Source organism: Allokutzneria sp. A3M-2-11 16, from assembly GCF_024213555.1.
Classification (GTDB): Bacteria; Actinomycetota; Actinomycetes; order Mycobacteriales; family Pseudonocardiaceae; genus Allokutzneria.
The window spans coordinates 319473-334942 of the sequence record NZ_JANAVO010000004.1 but is presented as its reverse complement, the minus strand read 5'-3'; the positions used below and the strand labels follow the sequence as shown (position 1 = coordinate 334942).

General features: G+C 68.6%; 15 protein-coding genes. 3 read left to right on the top strand and 12 right to left on the bottom strand.

Annotated features, from left to right (window positions below):
* Positions 1–8: 8 nt before the first annotated feature.
* Positions 9–998: a dipeptidase gene (locus NLX83_RS25475; RefSeq protein ID WP_254237684.1), complete on the top strand. Its 990-nt coding sequence runs from the start codon at positions 9–11 to the stop codon at positions 996–998.
* Positions 999–1268: 270 nt separating this feature from the next.
* On the opposite strand, the gene NLX83_RS25470 is transcribed toward NLX83_RS25475, so the two are convergent.
* Both NLX83_RS25470 and NLX83_RS25465 read right to left on the bottom strand, forming a co-directional pair.
* Entirely contained in the window at positions 1269–1772 is a 504-nt protein-coding gene (locus tag NLX83_RS25470) for a hypothetical protein (protein WP_254237683.1), read from the bottom strand.
* 104 nt (positions 1773–1876) lie between these two features.
* A complete protein-coding gene (locus tag NLX83_RS25465; RefSeq protein ID WP_254237682.1) occupies positions 1877–2995 on the bottom strand; it encodes a hypothetical protein in 1119 nt (372 codons plus the stop codon).
* A 102-nt stretch (positions 2996–3097) separates the two neighbouring features.
* On the opposite strand from NLX83_RS25465, the gene NLX83_RS25460 reads away from it, so the two are divergent.
* The gene (locus NLX83_RS25460) at positions 3098–3679 is read left to right on the top strand and encodes a hypothetical protein (RefSeq protein WP_254237681.1); all 582 of its coding nucleotides are present in this window, start codon (positions 3098–3100) and stop codon (positions 3677–3679) included.
* 6 nt (positions 3680–3685) lie between these two features.
* On the opposite strand, the gene proS is transcribed toward NLX83_RS25460, so the two are convergent.
* Entirely contained in the window at positions 3686–5176 is a 1491-nt protein-coding gene (gene proS, locus NLX83_RS25455; protein WP_254237680.1) for a proline--tRNA ligase, read from the bottom strand.
* 75 nt (positions 5177–5251) lie between these two features.
* Positions 5252–6334 carry a hypothetical protein gene (locus NLX83_RS25450; protein ID WP_254237679.1) on the bottom strand — a complete coding sequence of 361 codons (1083 nt, stop codon included), beginning with the start codon at positions 6332–6334 and terminating at the stop codon, positions 5252–5254.
* Between the two features lie 101 nt (positions 6335–6435).
* Between NLX83_RS25450 and NLX83_RS25445 the strand changes: the two genes are divergently transcribed.
* Positions 6436–7383 carry a quinone oxidoreductase family protein gene (locus NLX83_RS25445; RefSeq protein ID WP_254237678.1) on the top strand — a complete coding sequence of 316 codons (948 nt, stop codon included), beginning with the start codon at positions 6436–6438 and terminating at the stop codon, positions 7381–7383.
* On the opposite strand, the gene NLX83_RS25440 is transcribed toward NLX83_RS25445, so the two are convergent.
* The 8 genes from NLX83_RS25440 to NLX83_RS25405 form a co-directional block, all read right to left on the bottom strand.
* Complete coding sequence (locus NLX83_RS25440; RefSeq protein WP_254237677.1) at positions 7380–8282, bottom strand: homocysteine S-methyltransferase family protein; 903 nt, start codon at positions 8280–8282, stop codon at positions 7380–7382. The genes NLX83_RS25445 and NLX83_RS25440 overlap by 4 nt on opposite strands.
* A 72-nt stretch (positions 8283–8354) precedes the next feature.
* Positions 8355–8624, bottom strand: a complete 270-nt coding sequence (locus tag NLX83_RS25435) for a hypothetical protein (protein ID WP_254237676.1) — start codon at positions 8622–8624, stop codon at positions 8355–8357.
* 21 nt (positions 8625–8645) lie between these two features.
* Positions 8646–9293, bottom strand: coding sequence for a histidine phosphatase family protein (locus NLX83_RS25430; protein WP_254237675.1), 648 nt, complete (start codon positions 9291–9293; stop codon positions 8646–8648).
* 117 nt (positions 9294–9410) lie between these two features.
* Positions 9411–10526 carry an HNH endonuclease signature motif containing protein gene (locus NLX83_RS25425; protein ID WP_254237674.1) on the bottom strand — a complete coding sequence of 372 codons (1116 nt, stop codon included), beginning with the start codon at positions 10524–10526 and terminating at the stop codon, positions 9411–9413.
* Between the two features lie 364 nt (positions 10527–10890).
* Positions 10891–12516 carry a glycoside hydrolase family 13 protein gene (locus NLX83_RS25420; RefSeq protein ID WP_254237673.1) on the bottom strand — a complete coding sequence of 542 codons (1626 nt, stop codon included), beginning with the start codon at positions 12514–12516 and terminating at the stop codon, positions 10891–10893.
* Positions 12513–13331: a carbohydrate ABC transporter permease gene (locus NLX83_RS25415; RefSeq protein ID WP_254237672.1), complete on the bottom strand. Its 819-nt coding sequence runs from the start codon at positions 13329–13331 to the stop codon at positions 12513–12515. The genes NLX83_RS25420 and NLX83_RS25415 overlap by 4 nt, the downstream gene beginning before the upstream one ends.
* Positions 13324–14175, bottom strand: coding sequence for a carbohydrate ABC transporter permease (locus NLX83_RS25410; RefSeq protein WP_254237671.1), 852 nt, complete (start codon positions 14173–14175; stop codon positions 13324–13326). Before NLX83_RS25410 ends, NLX83_RS25415 begins: the two co-directional genes overlap by 8 nt.
* The gene (locus tag NLX83_RS25405; protein ID WP_254237670.1) at positions 14172–15422 is read right to left on the bottom strand and encodes an ABC transporter substrate-binding protein; all 1251 of its coding nucleotides are present in this window, start codon (positions 15420–15422) and stop codon (positions 14172–14174) included. Before NLX83_RS25405 ends, NLX83_RS25410 begins: the two co-directional genes overlap by 4 nt.
* Between the last annotated feature and the right edge of the window lie 48 nt (positions 15423–15470).

Here is a 15470-nt window from a genome sequence, read left to right as displayed (position 1 = left end):
GAGCAACCGTGACCGAGCTCGTGATCGACATGCACACGCACGGCACCCGCCTGCTGCCGCAGCCGTTCCGCGCGCTGCACCGCCGGTTCCTGGCGCGCTCGTGGCCGGAGAACACCACCTACGCCGACCTCGCGGAGACCCCGGTGCGCGCCGTGGTCGCGAAGGCGGTCGGAGATCCACTGGTGACCCGGTGGCGCCGCCCCTGGGGTCCGTGGCACGCGGTCCGGCGGCAGTTCGCCGAGATCCGCGCCGACGCGTCAGCGGCGGGCTGCCGGATGGCCACCACCGTCGCGGAGATCCGCGCTTCGCGGGAAACCGCCGTGCTGCTGGGGATCGAGGGCGCGGACGTGGTCGGCGCCGATCCGTCGCGGCTCGACGACCTGTACGCGCTCGGCGTTCGCGTGGTCGGCTTGGTGCACTACGCCGACAACGAACTGGGCACGATCTGCATGTCGTGGGACAAGTCTGCGGCCAGCCCCGCTGTGCGCGCGGGCCGCCGCGAGCCCGGTCTGACCGCGTTGGGCGCCGAGGTCGTCGCCGAGCTGAACCGCCGCGGCATGGTGATCGACCTGGCGCACGCTGACCGGGAAACGATCATGGATGTGTGCGCGCGGACGACGGCTCCGGTGATCAGCTCGCACACCGGGGCGCGCGCGGTGCAGGACTTCGCGCGATACCTGGGCGATGACGAGATCCGCGCGATTGCCGGGACCGGCGGGCTGATCGGGTTGTGGCCCTACGGGGACAAGGGGATCGGAGTGTCCACTGTGGACGACTTCGTGCGGCACGTCCGGCACCTGGCGGAGGTGGCCGGTCCGGCGCACCTGTGCTTCGGCACGGATATGAACGGCGTGTCCGGACTGATGTCGGGCTATCGTGGCGCGCGCGACTTCGCTGTGCTCACGGAGGCGCTGCGCGTCGCCGGGCTGAGCGAGCCCGAGGTGGCCGGTGTGGCCGGGGGCAATGCGGCGCGTGTGCTGACGAAGGTCTGCGGTTGACCCCTCATCCCCCAAGCTCGCGAGGTTGGGGCGTCTTCAAGTACCACCCACCCCCCTTGTTGATCACCGATAACCGCAGCAAACCCCTTCCAGCGGCAGCTCGCCGCGCGGTGGGGTTGGGGGCGGTTAACGGTGATCGTTTGGAGGGTCGGTGGTACTTGAAGACCGGCGAACCACCGCGGCGTGCGGCGCGACCACGCGAGCTGAGGGGTCAGCAGGCGGGGGGCGCGAGGTGCGGGTTCAGCAGGCGGGGGTTCAGCGTGCGGTGGTTCAGTACGCGGTGGTTCCGTAGGCGGTGATGCGGAGGAGAGCGCTGTTGGGGACCGGCCCCGTCTCGCTGCGGCGGAAACCGGCGACGCTGACCTCGACGTTGGTGTCGGAACCGGCGATCGTCGGCCGCACGGTGAACTTGACCGGCGGGCGGCTGGTGCCGGGCGCGTGGGCGGCCTCGGAGCGGCAGTGCACGTGGGCCCACGCCTCGGACAGCCGCGGTACGCAGTTCCAGGTGTCACCGGAAGCGCCGGAGAAAGCGATGCCGTGCGGGATGCGGATGGTGAACCAGTCACCGCCGGTGTGCTCGACGGTGCCCTTGTTGCTCACGACCACGGTCGCCTCGACCAAGGCGTCCTTGGCGACGTGGGTCGACTTCGACGAGACCTCGATGCCGATGTCGTACACGGGCGCGGCCGGGGCGGCGGAGGCGGGAAGGGCGAGGGTGGTGATCGCGGAGACGGCCAGTGCGGCGACGCCCGCGCGACGGATGGTGCTGTTCAAGAGATGCCCTCCGGGCGGCGATGGTACGGCTGATACGGAGAGGTGACGCGGCGGGAGGTAACCGGTTGCGCGCACGGCGGCATCTTTCGGCTGACGGGGAAGGCTCACTCGCGCAGCGGTTCCAGAGTGGCCCACTTGCGCCAGTGCTCGCGGGCCTCGCGGGCGGCGAAGACGGCGCCGCCGAGGGCGAGGGCCCAGCCGCTGATCCCCTCGGGGAGCGCGGGATCGCCGCTCTGGCCCATGAAGTAGCCGAGGAGGTAGGTGCCCGCGAAGTACACGAAACCGAGCCACGGCTGCGAACCGCGATCCATGATGTTCAGGCAGGTCGCCGAGGCGAGGATGACCCCGGCCGTCGCGAGGATGCTGCCCAGCAGCTGGTTCTGCTCGCCGACGGCGAAACCGACCACGGTGAGGCCGATCGCGGTCAGCGAGGACGGCTGGCGCACGGCGTCGAGCGCGGACGAGCGCGCGGGCCAGCCGAGCAGGAACATCGCGACCAGCAGCGCGAAGCTGATGATGCCGGGACCGCCGATGACGGAGATGAGGCCCATGCCCAGTTCGTCATCGGAGGGCCGCTCGCCGTCGAGCAGCCGGGGGACGATGCCGCTGGCGAACGCGAGACCGTCGATGATCACGCCCTCGATCCAGAACCTGGTCCGCACCTTGAACGCCTCGGCCTTGGGCAGCTTGCCGGGCGGGGTGACCTCCCGCGCGATGCCGTACTCCTTGAGCACCGGGAACTCGTTGCGGCGCCGGTACTTCAGCGCGGCGTACCCGGCGCAGCCGACCGTCACCAGCACGACGCCGAGGAACAGCAGCGGCAGCGGGTACTTGACGAGGTTGTCGCGGTAGGAGCCGGGCTCGACGGGCGCGTCGGCCGTGCTGGCCACGTGGTAGGTGCCGAAGGCGAAGCCGCCCGCGCCGACCAGCAGCAGCCAGCCGACGAGCGTGTAGGCGAACACCGGGGACCAGGTGACCTGGCGGGTGGCGACCACCTTCGCGAGGTACCTGCGCGAAGCCGCCGCGCGCAGCCCGAGGCAGGCCAGCCACCCGACGACGGCGACGATCGCCGTGACGGTGACGGGCTGCCAGTGCACATCGGCCGGGCTGCGCACCTCGCGCCCGACCAGCACGGTGGCGGGGGCGGTCGCGAGCAGCGTCGCGATCACCCCGATCGACAGTGACGCGAGCACATCGCGCCATCCCCCTGGCAGAACGAGCACGGCGATCACCGTAGCGCGCATCGCACCCGATCTGAACGGCTTCTCGCGATCAGGGGATCACCCGGCGGCGACCGGAAAGTGCCCCCGTGACAACATGATCATGTGGCGTTTGACGTGCAGACGGCGGTTGTCGTCGCCCTCCTCCTCGGCTCCGGCATCGCACTGGGAACCCTGCTGTCGCGGTGGAAGACACGGCAGGACGTCGCCGTGCTGGAACGCCAGATCAACGTCCACCTGGAGCTGTCCGGGCGGCAGCACCAGGCGTTCCTCGACGCGGTCCGCGAGCAGGACGGCCGCCGCGATCTCCGCGAGGTCTACGACGACCTGGCCCGCTGGACGCACGCGCTGGAGCGGACCGTCGAGGAGGTCTGGAGCGCCTGCCAGACCGCGGACGAACAGCTGCGCAAGCGTGCGCTGGTGTCGGTCGAGGACTGGGTGTGGGGCGGCGGCCAGGTGCCCGCGGAGTACGTCGCCGCCAGCCTGTGCTGGAGCGGCGACGTCCACCAGCGGGTCCGCGAGTTCAAGGCGAAGTCCTTCGACTTCATGTTCGCCGCGCGCACGGTGCTCAAGCACGAGCAGCAGGCCGGCCGCGACACCCGGGCGCACGAGCCGTACCTGGACGCGTTGACCGCGCTCGACCAGGTGCGCTCGTGCGCCCGCGCCGAACTCGGTGTCGCCCAGTGAGAAAGCTCAGTAGGACAGGCCCCAGATCGCCGAATGGCGCGACGTCTGTCCACAAGGGAGGCACGGCGCGTCGGTGGTGAGGTGCGTCGGCAGGCAGCGGATGGTCACGCCGAGCGCCTTCAGCCCGATCTCGCAGTCCCTCGCGCCGCACCAGCCCGCGAGGGCGAACCCGGCCTTGTCCTGCTTGAAGAACACCTCGGCGTCGGCGCGCGTGAGGATGTCCCGGCGGATGTTGTCGTCGAGCCGCTGCCGTGCCTGCTCAAGAAGCTTGTCCTGCAACGATTCCAGCTCGGTCGCGGCGGTGGCGACGAACTCCGCGAACGGCTTCTGGAGCTGGTGGCCGGGCGAGAACCGGTTGCGGTAGCTGACCACGCTCGCGGTGGCGTCACGGGCCCCGACCTCGACGAGCAGCGGCGCACCGCGTTTGACCCACTGCCACTTCTTGTCCGAGGGCCGGGTCGCGCGCTCGTCGACGTGCACCCGCAGCGGCCCGAACCTGGTGGACTTCCCGCGAAGATCCGCGGCGATCTCGCGGGCGTAGTCCAGGACCTCGGCGTCGACGTCCTCCCCGCGCAGCATCGGCACGACGACGATCTGGTGCGGTGCGACGGCGGGAGGCACGCACAGCCCGTCGTCGTCGCCGTGGGTCATCACCAGCGCCCCGACCAACCGCGTCGAAGCGCCCCAGGAGGTGGTGTAGGCGTACTGGCGCTCACCGTCGACGCCGGTGAACTCGATCCCGGCCGAGCGCGCGAAGTTCTGCCCGAGGTAGTGCGAGGTCCCGGCCTGCACCGCCTTGCCGTCCTGCATCATCGCCTCGATGGTGAAGGTCTGCCTCGCCCCGGGGAACCGCTCGGTCGGCGACTTCTCCCCGGCCACCACCGGCATCGCCAGCCAGTCGCGGGCGAAGCTCTCGTAGACCCGGTGCATCTCCAGGGTCTCCGCCACCGCCTCGGCCTCGTCGGCGTGCGCGGTGTGCCCCTCCTGCCACAGGAACTCCGTGGTGCGCAACAGAACGCGGGGCCGCATCTCCCAGCGCACCACGTTCGCCCACTGGTTGAGCTTCAGCGGCAGGTCGCGATAGGACTGGATCCACTCGGCCATGCTCTCGCCGATGATCGTCTCCGAGGTGGGCCGCACCACCAGCGGTTCCTCGAACGGGGCCGCGGGCACCAGTTTCCCGTCGCGCTTCTCCAGCCGGTGGTGGGTCACCACCGCCATCTCCTTGGCGAAGCCCTCGACGTGCTCGGCCTCCTTCTGGATGTAGGACAACGGGATGAACAGCGGGAAGTACACGTTGTCGTGCCCGCGCTCCTTGATCATCCGGTCCAGCTCGCGCTGCATCAGCTCCCAGACGCCGTAGCCCCACGGCTTGATCACCATGCAGCCGCGCACGTGCGACATGGACGCCAGGTCGGCGGCGCGCACGACCTCCTGGTACCACGACGGGAAGTTCTCGCCCCGTCGCGGTGAGATCGCGGTTCTGGACTGGGACACTGCGCCTCCCGGTGGGGGTCGAGTACGTGCGGTGGCGCGATTCTCACAGCGCGCCCCGGGCACCGCACCCCGATTTCAGTCCTGGCGGGGGTGCGACTCCGCCACGGTGATCATCGCCTTGGCCGCGCGCCCGGCCGCGGCGACGGTGTGCCGTCCCAGACCGCACGCGCACGCCACGCCGACGGACTTGCGCCGCGCCGCGCTCTCGAACAGGTGCAGCGCCCCCACCGACGCCAGCTCGTCGGACTCTGCCACCACGCCCGCGATGAGCTTGTTCCAGGACGGCGACAAGCCCTTCAGCGGTGCGTAGAACGCCTCGTCCAGCGAGGGCGCGTGCGCGCCGAAAGCGATCGGGATGTGCACCGGCGGCAGGGCGACCTGCCTGCGGGTCAGCTCACGGCCGAGCTTGTTGAGGTAGGTGACCGTCCACGACAGGTCCTTCGGCACGAAGATCTCGGTGTTGTTGTAGTTGCCGTAGCACAGGTGCAGGATCACCTTGGCCTGCTTGGGGAAGCGCGCCAGCATCTTCGCGGTGTACTTGGTGTGCAACGACGAGGACAGCGCGGGACCGCCGGGGAAGATCCGCGCCTTCCACATGCCGATCAGCGCGGACGGGAACTCGATGTGCCACAGCACGTCCTCGCCGCGCGCCTCGGTGACCCTGGTGACGTAGTCGACGATGGCGTCGGTGTAGACCGGCATGTACCTCAGCGCCGACCGCACCTCGGGCAGCGCCGGGATAGCGTTCTGGAAGCTGGGGCCGACGAAGGTGAACAGCGCCAGGTCGATCGGGCTCGGCACCGGCAGCATCAGCCGCGTGCCCTCCAGCCCCAGCGATGTGAACGCGTCCACTTTGGACAGTGTCTCGTCCACGTCGCCGTGCGAGACGTGTTCCGGTCTCAGCACGGCGCCCTTGCGCACGCGGTAGCCGCGCATGTCGTCGTAGTCCACGTACTCGCCGGGCACGGTCACCTCGAACACGTCGCGGTGCGCGGCCAGGCCCAGCAGGTACTCGATCACCCAGTTCGGGTCCTGCCGCGCGGGCAGCGCCGTGATCGGCCGTCCGTCGGCGTTGTCCAGGAACCAGCGCGAGACCTCGGCGTCGGTGGTCGTCAGCTCGGGCGGCAGGCTGCCGCAGAAGTGCAGCTGTCGGGACATGGTGGGGAGCCTCCCTCGTGTGGGTGGCCGAGTGTCCTGGAGGGACGGCCGCCGTTTCATCCCGACACGCCGATCACCTTCGTCCGGCTAGGCTCCCGCGAATGACGACGCCAGGATCGGCCGCGGTGCAGTTGAACGGCTACGGTGGCCCGGAAGTGTTGGAACTGCGCGAAGTTCAACTGGGTCCGGTGCCGGAGGGCGAGGTCCGGATCGCCACGATCGCCGCCCCGGTGAACCGCGCCGACGTGGAGATCCGCCGCGGGCACTGGCCGATCGAGCGTGCCGACCCGTTCCCGTACACGCCGGGCCTCGAAGTCCTCGGCGAGGTCGTGGAGACCGGGCCCGGCGTGCAGTGGCCTCCGGTGGGGCAGCGCGTGATCACCATGATGCAGCGGCTCGGCGGCATCCACGGCGAACGGCCCGGCGGCTACGCCACGCACGTCACCGTGCGCGCTGAGGCGGTCGCGGCGGTGCCGGAGGAGCTGGACCCGTACGCGGTCGCGGCGGTCGGGCTGGCCGGGGTGACGGCCTACGAAGGCTTGCGGCGCTTGGAGATCCGCCCTGGCCACACCGTCGTGGTGCACGGCGCGTCCGGCGGGGTCGGCTCGGTCGCGGTGCGGATGGCCGAAGCCATGGGCGCCAAGGTGATCGGCACGAGCTCGCGCACGCTTGCCGAGCGCTCCCTGCTCGACGAGCTCGGCCCGCGCAGTGTGGACGGCGTGCTGGAAACGTTGGGGGAGCGCACTTTCTCCGACTCCGTCGCGGTGCTGCGCCGGGGTGGCAGGCTGTGCCTGGTCGGCGCGCTCACCGGGTCGGAGCTCGGCCTGTCCGCGTGGGACCTGATCCAGGAGCTGGTGCTGACCGGCTACAGCACGGAGAACCTGACCGGCGACGACCTGCGCGAGGACATCGCGATGATCTCCGGCTGGCTGGGCGACGGGACGCTGACGCCGCCGCCGTACCAGGTGGTTCCCCTGGCGGAGGCGGCGCGGGCGCATCGCGTGCTGGAGGAGGGCGGGACGGGCGGCCGCGTTCTGCTGGTGCCCTAGAGGGTTTCGGCGATCGCGGACACGTGCCGCACGTCCGTGCCGCAGCAGCCGCCGAGCACGCTCAGGTTCGGCAGTAGCTCCCGGAGCCGAGCGTAGTCGTCGGCCAGCTCCGCCGGGTCGCCCGCGTCGAGCTCGGTGGCCTCGTCCAGTTCCGCGTGGCTGCGCCGGGAGGCGTTGGCGCGCACGCCGCGCACCCGGGCCGTCCACTCCCCGTTCAACTGTCCGGCGAAGTGGTCGGGGTGCGCACAGTTGATCATGAAGTAGGCGGGTGGCGTGTCCGCGTCGACCGCCGCGATCGCCTCCGCCAGCGCCGTGCCGTCCGGCAGGTTCCCGTCGGTCTCCACGGTGAACGACACCACCGGCGGCAGCCCGGCCCGCGCGGCGGCGCGCGCGATCCCGAGTCCTTCCGCGACGGTCGTCATGGTCATCGCGGTGATCATGTCCACCCCTGCTTCGGCGAACGTGTCGACCTGGGGTTGGTGGTAGGACTGGGCTTGCTCCGCCGTCATGACCGCGTCCGGCCGGTAGCCGTCCCCCCGCGGTCCGACGCAGCCGCTGATCAGCATCTCGGTGCCCTCGAAGGCTTCGCACAGGTCCGCCAGCAGTTCGACGGCGTTGCGGTTCGCGGTGGCCAGCGCCGCTTCGTCGTAACCGAGGCGCGCCGCCCAGTCGGGGTTGGCCCGCCACGTGGGCGCTTCGAGCACGAAGCCGGTGCCCGCCCGCCTGGCCACGGCGATGTGCCGGAGGAAGTAGGCGCGCAGCCGCTGCCGTCCTTCCGCGTGGGCCAGCAGCGGGAAGGCCGCGAAGTCGGGCAGGTCGACGCCCTCGTTGAAGATGAGGTCGGTCTCCAGGCCCGAGTCGGTGAGCAGGATCCTGTCGCGGAGTAGGGGGCTCGCCATGGGGATACCACCTCCGTTGTTCAACGGATGAGTATCGTCCCCGCGGGGCGTCGACAGAACTACTCGATCGGCTCACTCGCCACGCATCGACCTGCGAATCTCCTCAAGCCGGTCCCGCCCGGCGCGCTCCCGCTCGGCGAACTGCTGTTCCACGTCGGCGGTGTCGCCGGTCATCGCGTCCAGTTCGGTCGCCCCCACCGCGGTCGCCGCCCGCCCCTCGATGCGGTCGCGCACGTAGTCAAACGTTGGCACGCCGCCCTCGTCGTAGTCGAACTGCGGGGTCACCGGCGGCGGTGGGGTGACGTCGACGATCTCGCCCTCGATCGGCTTCGGCTCGTTCATGCCCGCCATTCTGCCCGGAGTTCAGCGCGGCGGCGGGCTCCACGCGATCCGGTGCGGCAGCAGGACGAAGCGCCCGCTCTCGGTGGAGCGCAGTTCGACCCCCGTGCAGTTGGCGACGGTGTTGCTGTCGTGGAATTCGCGGAAGCTGAGCATCGCCCGCCGGTCGATCGCGCCCGGCTGGTTCAGCAGTACCCACATCACGCACTTGATGAAGTTCTCGTGGGTGAACACCATGATCGGTCCGGGACGGTGTTTTCCCAGTCGTGCCAAGCAATCGCGCACGCGCGCGACGAGGTCGGCGAATGATTCGGCCCCGCCTTCCCGGAGGTCGGGGTCGGCGCGGTTCCAGTACGCCTGCACGTACGGTCTGCGTTCCTGGACGGTGGTGGAGCGGCCGTCGAGGCTGCCGAGGTGGGTGAACTCCTGCACCGGCCACACTTCGCTCGGCGTGCCCGGGAAGCGGTCCATGGCGGGCTGCGCGGTCTGCCGGGCGCGCCAGTACGGCGAACTCACGATCAGCCCCGGTGGCACCGGTATCGCCCGCGCGAGCTGTGCGGCCTGCCGGTGGCCGATCGCGGTCAGCGGTGTCTCGCCCGGGGTCGAGCTGGGTCCTCCGACGTTGGAGTCGCTCTCCCCGTGCCGGATCAACCACACCCTCAGCTCGGCCACCCCTCGACGCTGGCACACCGCGACCCGCCGTCCAAGTCAAGATCGCTGAAGATCACCGGTAATGCTGCATGTGGCGCAGCCGCTGACTGCTGTCGGCGCACACCTGCTCACTGACGGTCAGAACGGTGCCGGGTCGGCGATGGGTTCGGGTTCTGCCGGGTAGACGCGTCCGGTGGGTGTGGTCCACACGTGTTGGCCGTTGTCGAGGTTGTCGCAGTGCCAGGGGGTGTGGGTTTTCATGCGGTGGTGGTGTCGGCATTTGGGTCGGAGGTTCTCGGCGGTGGTGTTGGTGCCGTCGAAGGGACAGCAGTGGTCGATGTCGCAGCGGTGCGCGGGTTGGCGGCAGCCGATGGCGGTGCAGTGGGGGTGGCGGGCGTGGATCAGCTCGCGGAGCGCGGCCGATGGCCGGTAGGTGGTGCTGATGTGTTGGGCGATGCCGGTGGTGGGGTCGGTGAGGATGCGTTTCCAGGTGCCGTCGGCGGCGAGTTCGCGGCCCAGGGGTGCGGGGATGGCCCCGTATCCGGCGAGCATCCCGGGGTCTTGGTTCAGTCCCATCAGCGCGGTGATGGGCATGGTGACCTGAACCTTGACCGCTCCTTGGGGTGCGGGGGTCGCTTTGCCCAACAGCAGATCCACCGCGACGTCGGCTCGTTTCTGGTCCATCGTCCGGCCGTCTTTCGGCAGGGCGCGGGCGATGCGGTCGATCCTGTCCCAGACGGTCACGCCTTCTACGGCGGTGAGGCAGAGGCGGAGGTCGCACATGGCGTCGTCCTGGGGAAGTTTCTCCACCCGCCGGGTCTTACGTTTCTCCTCGTGTTGGGCGAGGGCTGCCTCCGGGTCGAGTTTGATGACCAGCCGCTGCCCGCGTCCCCTGGTTTCGCCGTAGGTGTGCTTGGGCGCGAAGGCGAGCAGGTCTTTCTCGGCGATCGCGGCCTTCTCGGGTGAGAGGGGGAGGAGGAGTCCGGCGATGAGCAGTGCTTTGCTCTGATCGAGTGCCCCGGTGGTCATGGCGTCGAGGAGAGCGGGTCGGTCGAGGAGGAGTTCGGCGTTGTTGACCAGGGTCGCGGCGGCGCGGCGGGAGATCGACAGGAGCGCGGCGACTTCTTCGGCGGCGTAGGGGTAGAACGAGGGTGGTTGGGAGTCGAGGAACAGCCCGATGCGGTGGGTGAGGGTGGCTTGTTTCCGGGTGAGTTCGCGGAAGGCGTCTTCGACGTCGTCGAGTTCGTCGCGCATACCCTGATTATATCTGGTCGAGAACCACGTTTTCCCTTATGTGGCACCGTCTCCGGTCACTCGATAGGAGGGACACGCAGAGTATCCGATCGATCTTTTCCCTTGCACCCCAACAACTCCACCGGAAGACGCCAGGCGAACGACAGTCCATCCCATCGACCGCGCCCCACCACCTCACCGCCACCCGCCACGGCAACAAACGCTCAACCCAACGCACGCCCGGTCCTTGCCGAACAACGCACCGCCCCACCTCCGCCACCCGCCACGGCAACGAAAGCCATCCTCAACGCACGCCCCGTCCTTGCCAAGAAAACGCAACCCCGCAACCTCCGTCAGCCGCCACAGCAAAGAACCCCCACCAGACCTACACCGCCCAATGCACCCGAGCCTCCCAGGCTCGCAACACCCCGTCCTCCGGATCCGGCATATTCCCCAACACCAGCGCCCCAGCCGACGAAACCCCCACCGCCTCCCCGCTCACATTGCACATGACCACCAATCGTGCATCCCCCAGCGAACGCTCGAACGCGTAAACCCGCTCATCCTCCGGCAGCAGCATCGTGAAGTCCCCCAACGACACCACCGGCAGCTCCCGCCGCAACCGGATCAACCGCTGGTAGTGCGAGAACACCGACCATGTGTCCCCGTACTGCGCCGATGCGTTCCACTCAAGATAATCCGGGTTCACCCCGATCCACGGTGGCACCGAGCTGAACCCGGCGTGCGGCTCAGACGACCACTGCATCGGTGTCCGAGCGTTGTCCCGCCCGGCAGCGCACAGTCCTTTGAGGACAGTCTCCGGAGAGGCACCCGAACCCAACGCGAACGAGTAGTAGTTCAACGACTCGATGTCCCGGAAGTCGGAGACGGAAGCGAACGGCGAGTTGGCCATCCCCAACTCCTCGCCCTGGTACACATAAGGCGTGCCGCGATGCAGGTGCAGCAGCGTCGCCAGGCACGTCGCTGAATCACGTCGGAACTCCGGGCTGTCGTCGCCGAAGCGGGACACCACCCGGGGCTGGTCGTGGTTGTTCCAGTACAGGCTGTTCCACCCGACGTCGGCGAGCCCGGTTTGCCAGCGCCCCAACGACTTCTTCAGGTCCGTCAGCCGCAACGGGTGCGTGTCGAACTTGCCGCCCGGCCCCTGGTCGAGGCAGACGTGCTCGAACTGGAAGACCATGTCCACCTCGCGCCGCGCCGGATCGGTGAACAGGCGCGCCTCCTCCAGGGGCACACCCGGCATCTCGCCGACGGTGAGCAGCGCCGGACGCCCGGCGAACACCTCGGAGTGCATTTCCTGCAGGTACTCGTGCACGCGCGGGCCGTTGACGAAGCTCGCCGAGCCGTCGCCGTAAGGAGTCCCCGGGATCGGTGGGCCGTCGACCAGCTCTCCCTTAGAGATCAGATTGATCACGTCCATCCGGAACCCGTCGACGCCGCGATCGAGCCACCACCGCATCATCCGGTAGATCTCTTGCCGCAGTGCGGGATTCTCCCAGTTGAGGTCCGGTTGCTTGCGGGAGAACAGGTGCAGGTAGTACTCGCCGGTGGCCTCGTCCAGCTCCCACGCGGAGCCGGAGAACACGCTCTGCCAGTTCGTCGGCTCGGGCCGCCACAGGTACCATTCGCGTTTCGGGGAGTCCTTGCTGGAGCGCGACTCCACGAACCACGGGTGCTCGTCGGAGGTGTGGTTGACGACCAGGTCCATTACCAGCTTCATCCCGCGCTCGTGCACCTCCGCCAGGAGGAGGTCGAACTCGGCGAGCGTGCCGAACACCGGGTCGATGTCCTGGTAGTCGCTGATGTCGTAGCCGTTGTCGTCCTGCGGTGACGGATAGACCGGCGACAACCAGATCACGTCCGCGCCCAGCGAGGCGATGTGGTCCAGGTGCGCGCGAATGCCGCCGATGTCCCCGACGCCATCACCGTTGGAATCGGCGAACGAACGCGGGTACACCTGGTAGACAACGGAATTCTGCCACCACGTCACTTGACGGCTCCCTGAGTCACTCCGGAGATCACCCAGCGCTGGGCGAACACGTACACGATCAGCAGCGGCGCCATCGCCATCAGGTACGACGCGAACGCCACCGTGTAGTTCGTCTGGAAGGTTCCTTGGAAAGCGTGCTGCACCAAGGGAAGCGTCGCGGCCTCGGGAGCGGAGACGATCACCAGTGGCAGCAGGAAGTCGTTCCACGCCCACAAGCACGTCAGGATGCCCACCGTGGCGTTCATCGGCATCAGCAGCGGGAAGATGATGCGCCAGAACACCGTCCAGGTGCTCGCGCCGTCAATCACCGCAGCTTCCTCCAGCTCGCGCGGGATCGAGCGGATGTACGCGGTGAAGATGAAGATGTTGAAGGACAAGCCGTACACGACGTACAGCAGGATGAGCCCGGCCTGGTTGTCGAGGCCGAGGAACGCCGTCTGCTTCGCCACGGGCAGCATCAGGATCGGGAACGGCACGAACAACGCGGAGACGAAGTAGATGAACAGGATGCGGAAGAACCTGCGGTGCCGATTCCTGGCGATCGCATAGGCCACCATGGAGTTCGTCAGCAAAGTCAGCACCACCGCGCCGACCGTGACCAGCGCGCTGTTGAGCGCCGCGCGCGGGAAGTTCGTCATCCGCCACGCGTCCGCGAAGTTCTCCCACCGGACTTCGGTGGGCAACGCGAAACCGCTGCCGCCCAACTGGTCCGGCGTCTTCAACGCCGTCACCACGACGAAGTACAGCGGGATCAGCACGGTCAGCGAGAGCACGGCCAACAGCGCCGTCAGCCACCAGTTCGTCTTGCTACGCATGGGAAACACCTCGATTCCGCATGACCCGGAACTGCACGACCGCGAACAACGCGATCACCGCCATGAAGACGACGGCGTTGGCGATCTGGTAGCCGTACTCGCCGCCCTGGAAGCCACCCTTGTAGATCAGCACGGAGATCGACTCCGTCGCCGTGCCGGGCCCGCCGTTGGTCATCGCGACGACGTGGTCGAACACCTGGAGGAAGTTCTTCAGCGACAGCACGGTGTTCACCACGACGAAGCCCGCGATCATCGGCAGCGTCACGCCGCGGAAGCGCCGCCAGGGTCCCGCGCCGTCCAGCGCGGCCGCCTCGTACAGCTCCGCGGGTACCGTCTGCAACCCGGCCAGGTAGATGATCACGTTGAAGGCGACCGCCTGCCACACCGCGAGCGCGAGCACGCCGACCCACGCCAGTTCCGGGTCGGCCAGGATCGACGTGGACAGCGCCTCGATCCCCAGTGCCGACGCGATCTCCGGCAGCGAGTTGCTGAACAGGTAGTTGAACACGTAGCCGATGACCAGGATCGCCAGGATGTTCGGCACGAAGTAGATGCCGCGCAACGCGTTGCGGAACCTGATCCGCCCGTTCAGCCCGACCGCGAGGGCCAACGCGATCCCGTTGACCAGGATCGTTGCCACCAAAGCGAACTGGAAGGTGAACAGGTAGGCGCTGAGTACCCGCTCGTCGCTGAACAGCGCCGTGTAGTTGGACAACCCCACGAAGTCCCACGCGCCGTAGCCCGCCGAGTCGGTGAAGCTGTAGAAGATGCCTTGCAGCACCGGAATGGTGTGGAAGACCAGGAAGAGCACCAGGGCCGGTAAGACCATCCAGAAGAAGCTCATCGCCGCACCGCCCCGAGGCCCCAGGTCCGCCGCTTCGCCACCCGGTCCCAGGTGGAGTCCAACCCTCGCAGGTACCGCGTGCGATCGCGATCGATCAGATACTGCTGTGTCAGGGGCCCCAACGGGATCGCCGGGATGAACTGGTGGTCCATGAAGCCCGAGGTGCGACCCTCATCCGCGAGCGCCAGCACCGAATCCTGATTCTTCAAGCCCTTCAGCGCCGGAATCGCGACCTGTGCCTCCGCGTAGTCCTGCACCACCTGCGGACGCATCAGGAACTCGATGAAGCGCCGCGTCTCGGCGGGGTGATCGCCGTCCGCGTGAGCGGTGACCAGAAGGTCCACACCGGACACGAACTCGGTCCGTGCGGCGTCGTCCGTGGCGGGCAGCGCGAAGTTGCCGATGGTGAACTTGGGCTTGGACGACCGGATCTGCGGCGCCGCGTAGCTGCCGAGGAGCAGCATCGCGGACTTGCCCTGGGCGAACGCCGTCGTGCCGTCCTCGTAGCCGGTGCCGCCGGGGTTCGGCTGGGTGTGGTCGAACAGGGTGCCGAGCTTGTCCACTGCCTCGCGCCAGCCCTGCTCGAACGTCGTCCGACCGGCGAAACGCTCAGTGAAGAAACTCTGCGCGGTGGTCTGCGCGGTCAAGGGGGCCAATGGCGACAGCGTCGTCCAGGCGTCCGCGCGCGTGGCGTAGAAGGGGGGAATCCCCTTGGCCTCGAACGCCTTCACCACCGACATGAGCTCACTCCAGGTCCGTGGCACCCGGACCCCGTGCTGGGCGAACAGGTCCTGGTTGTAGAGGACGCCGCTCGCGTTGGCGCTGAAGGGAATTCCGTTCACCGCGCCCGGGGAGCCCGCGCCGAGCGCGCGCAGGACCTCGACGTAGGCGGGCTTGACGTCCCGGAGCAGGGGATCGCGGGAGAAGTCCGCGAAGACACCCGCCGAGGCGAACTCGCCGAAGGGGCCGTTGCCGTTCAACGTGAGCACGTCCGGCACGTCGCCCTTGACCAGGCGCGTGCGCAGCGCGGTCTCCGCGTCGGGCACGTTGTCGACGACCACGCGGATGTCGGGGTTCTCGGCCTCGAACCGCGCGGCCAGGTCCTTGAAGTACTGCATGGCTTCGGTCTTGAACTGGAAGAACACCAGGGTGGTCCGCTGGTCGCCGTGCCACGAGCAACCCGCGAGGACGGCCGCGGTGAGTGCGGCAGCCAGGGCCCTGGCGCGGGTGGATCTTCGCTGGTCCACGGCGCCTCCCTATTCCTAAGTGCCTTTTATTAAAAGGCGTTGCGTAGT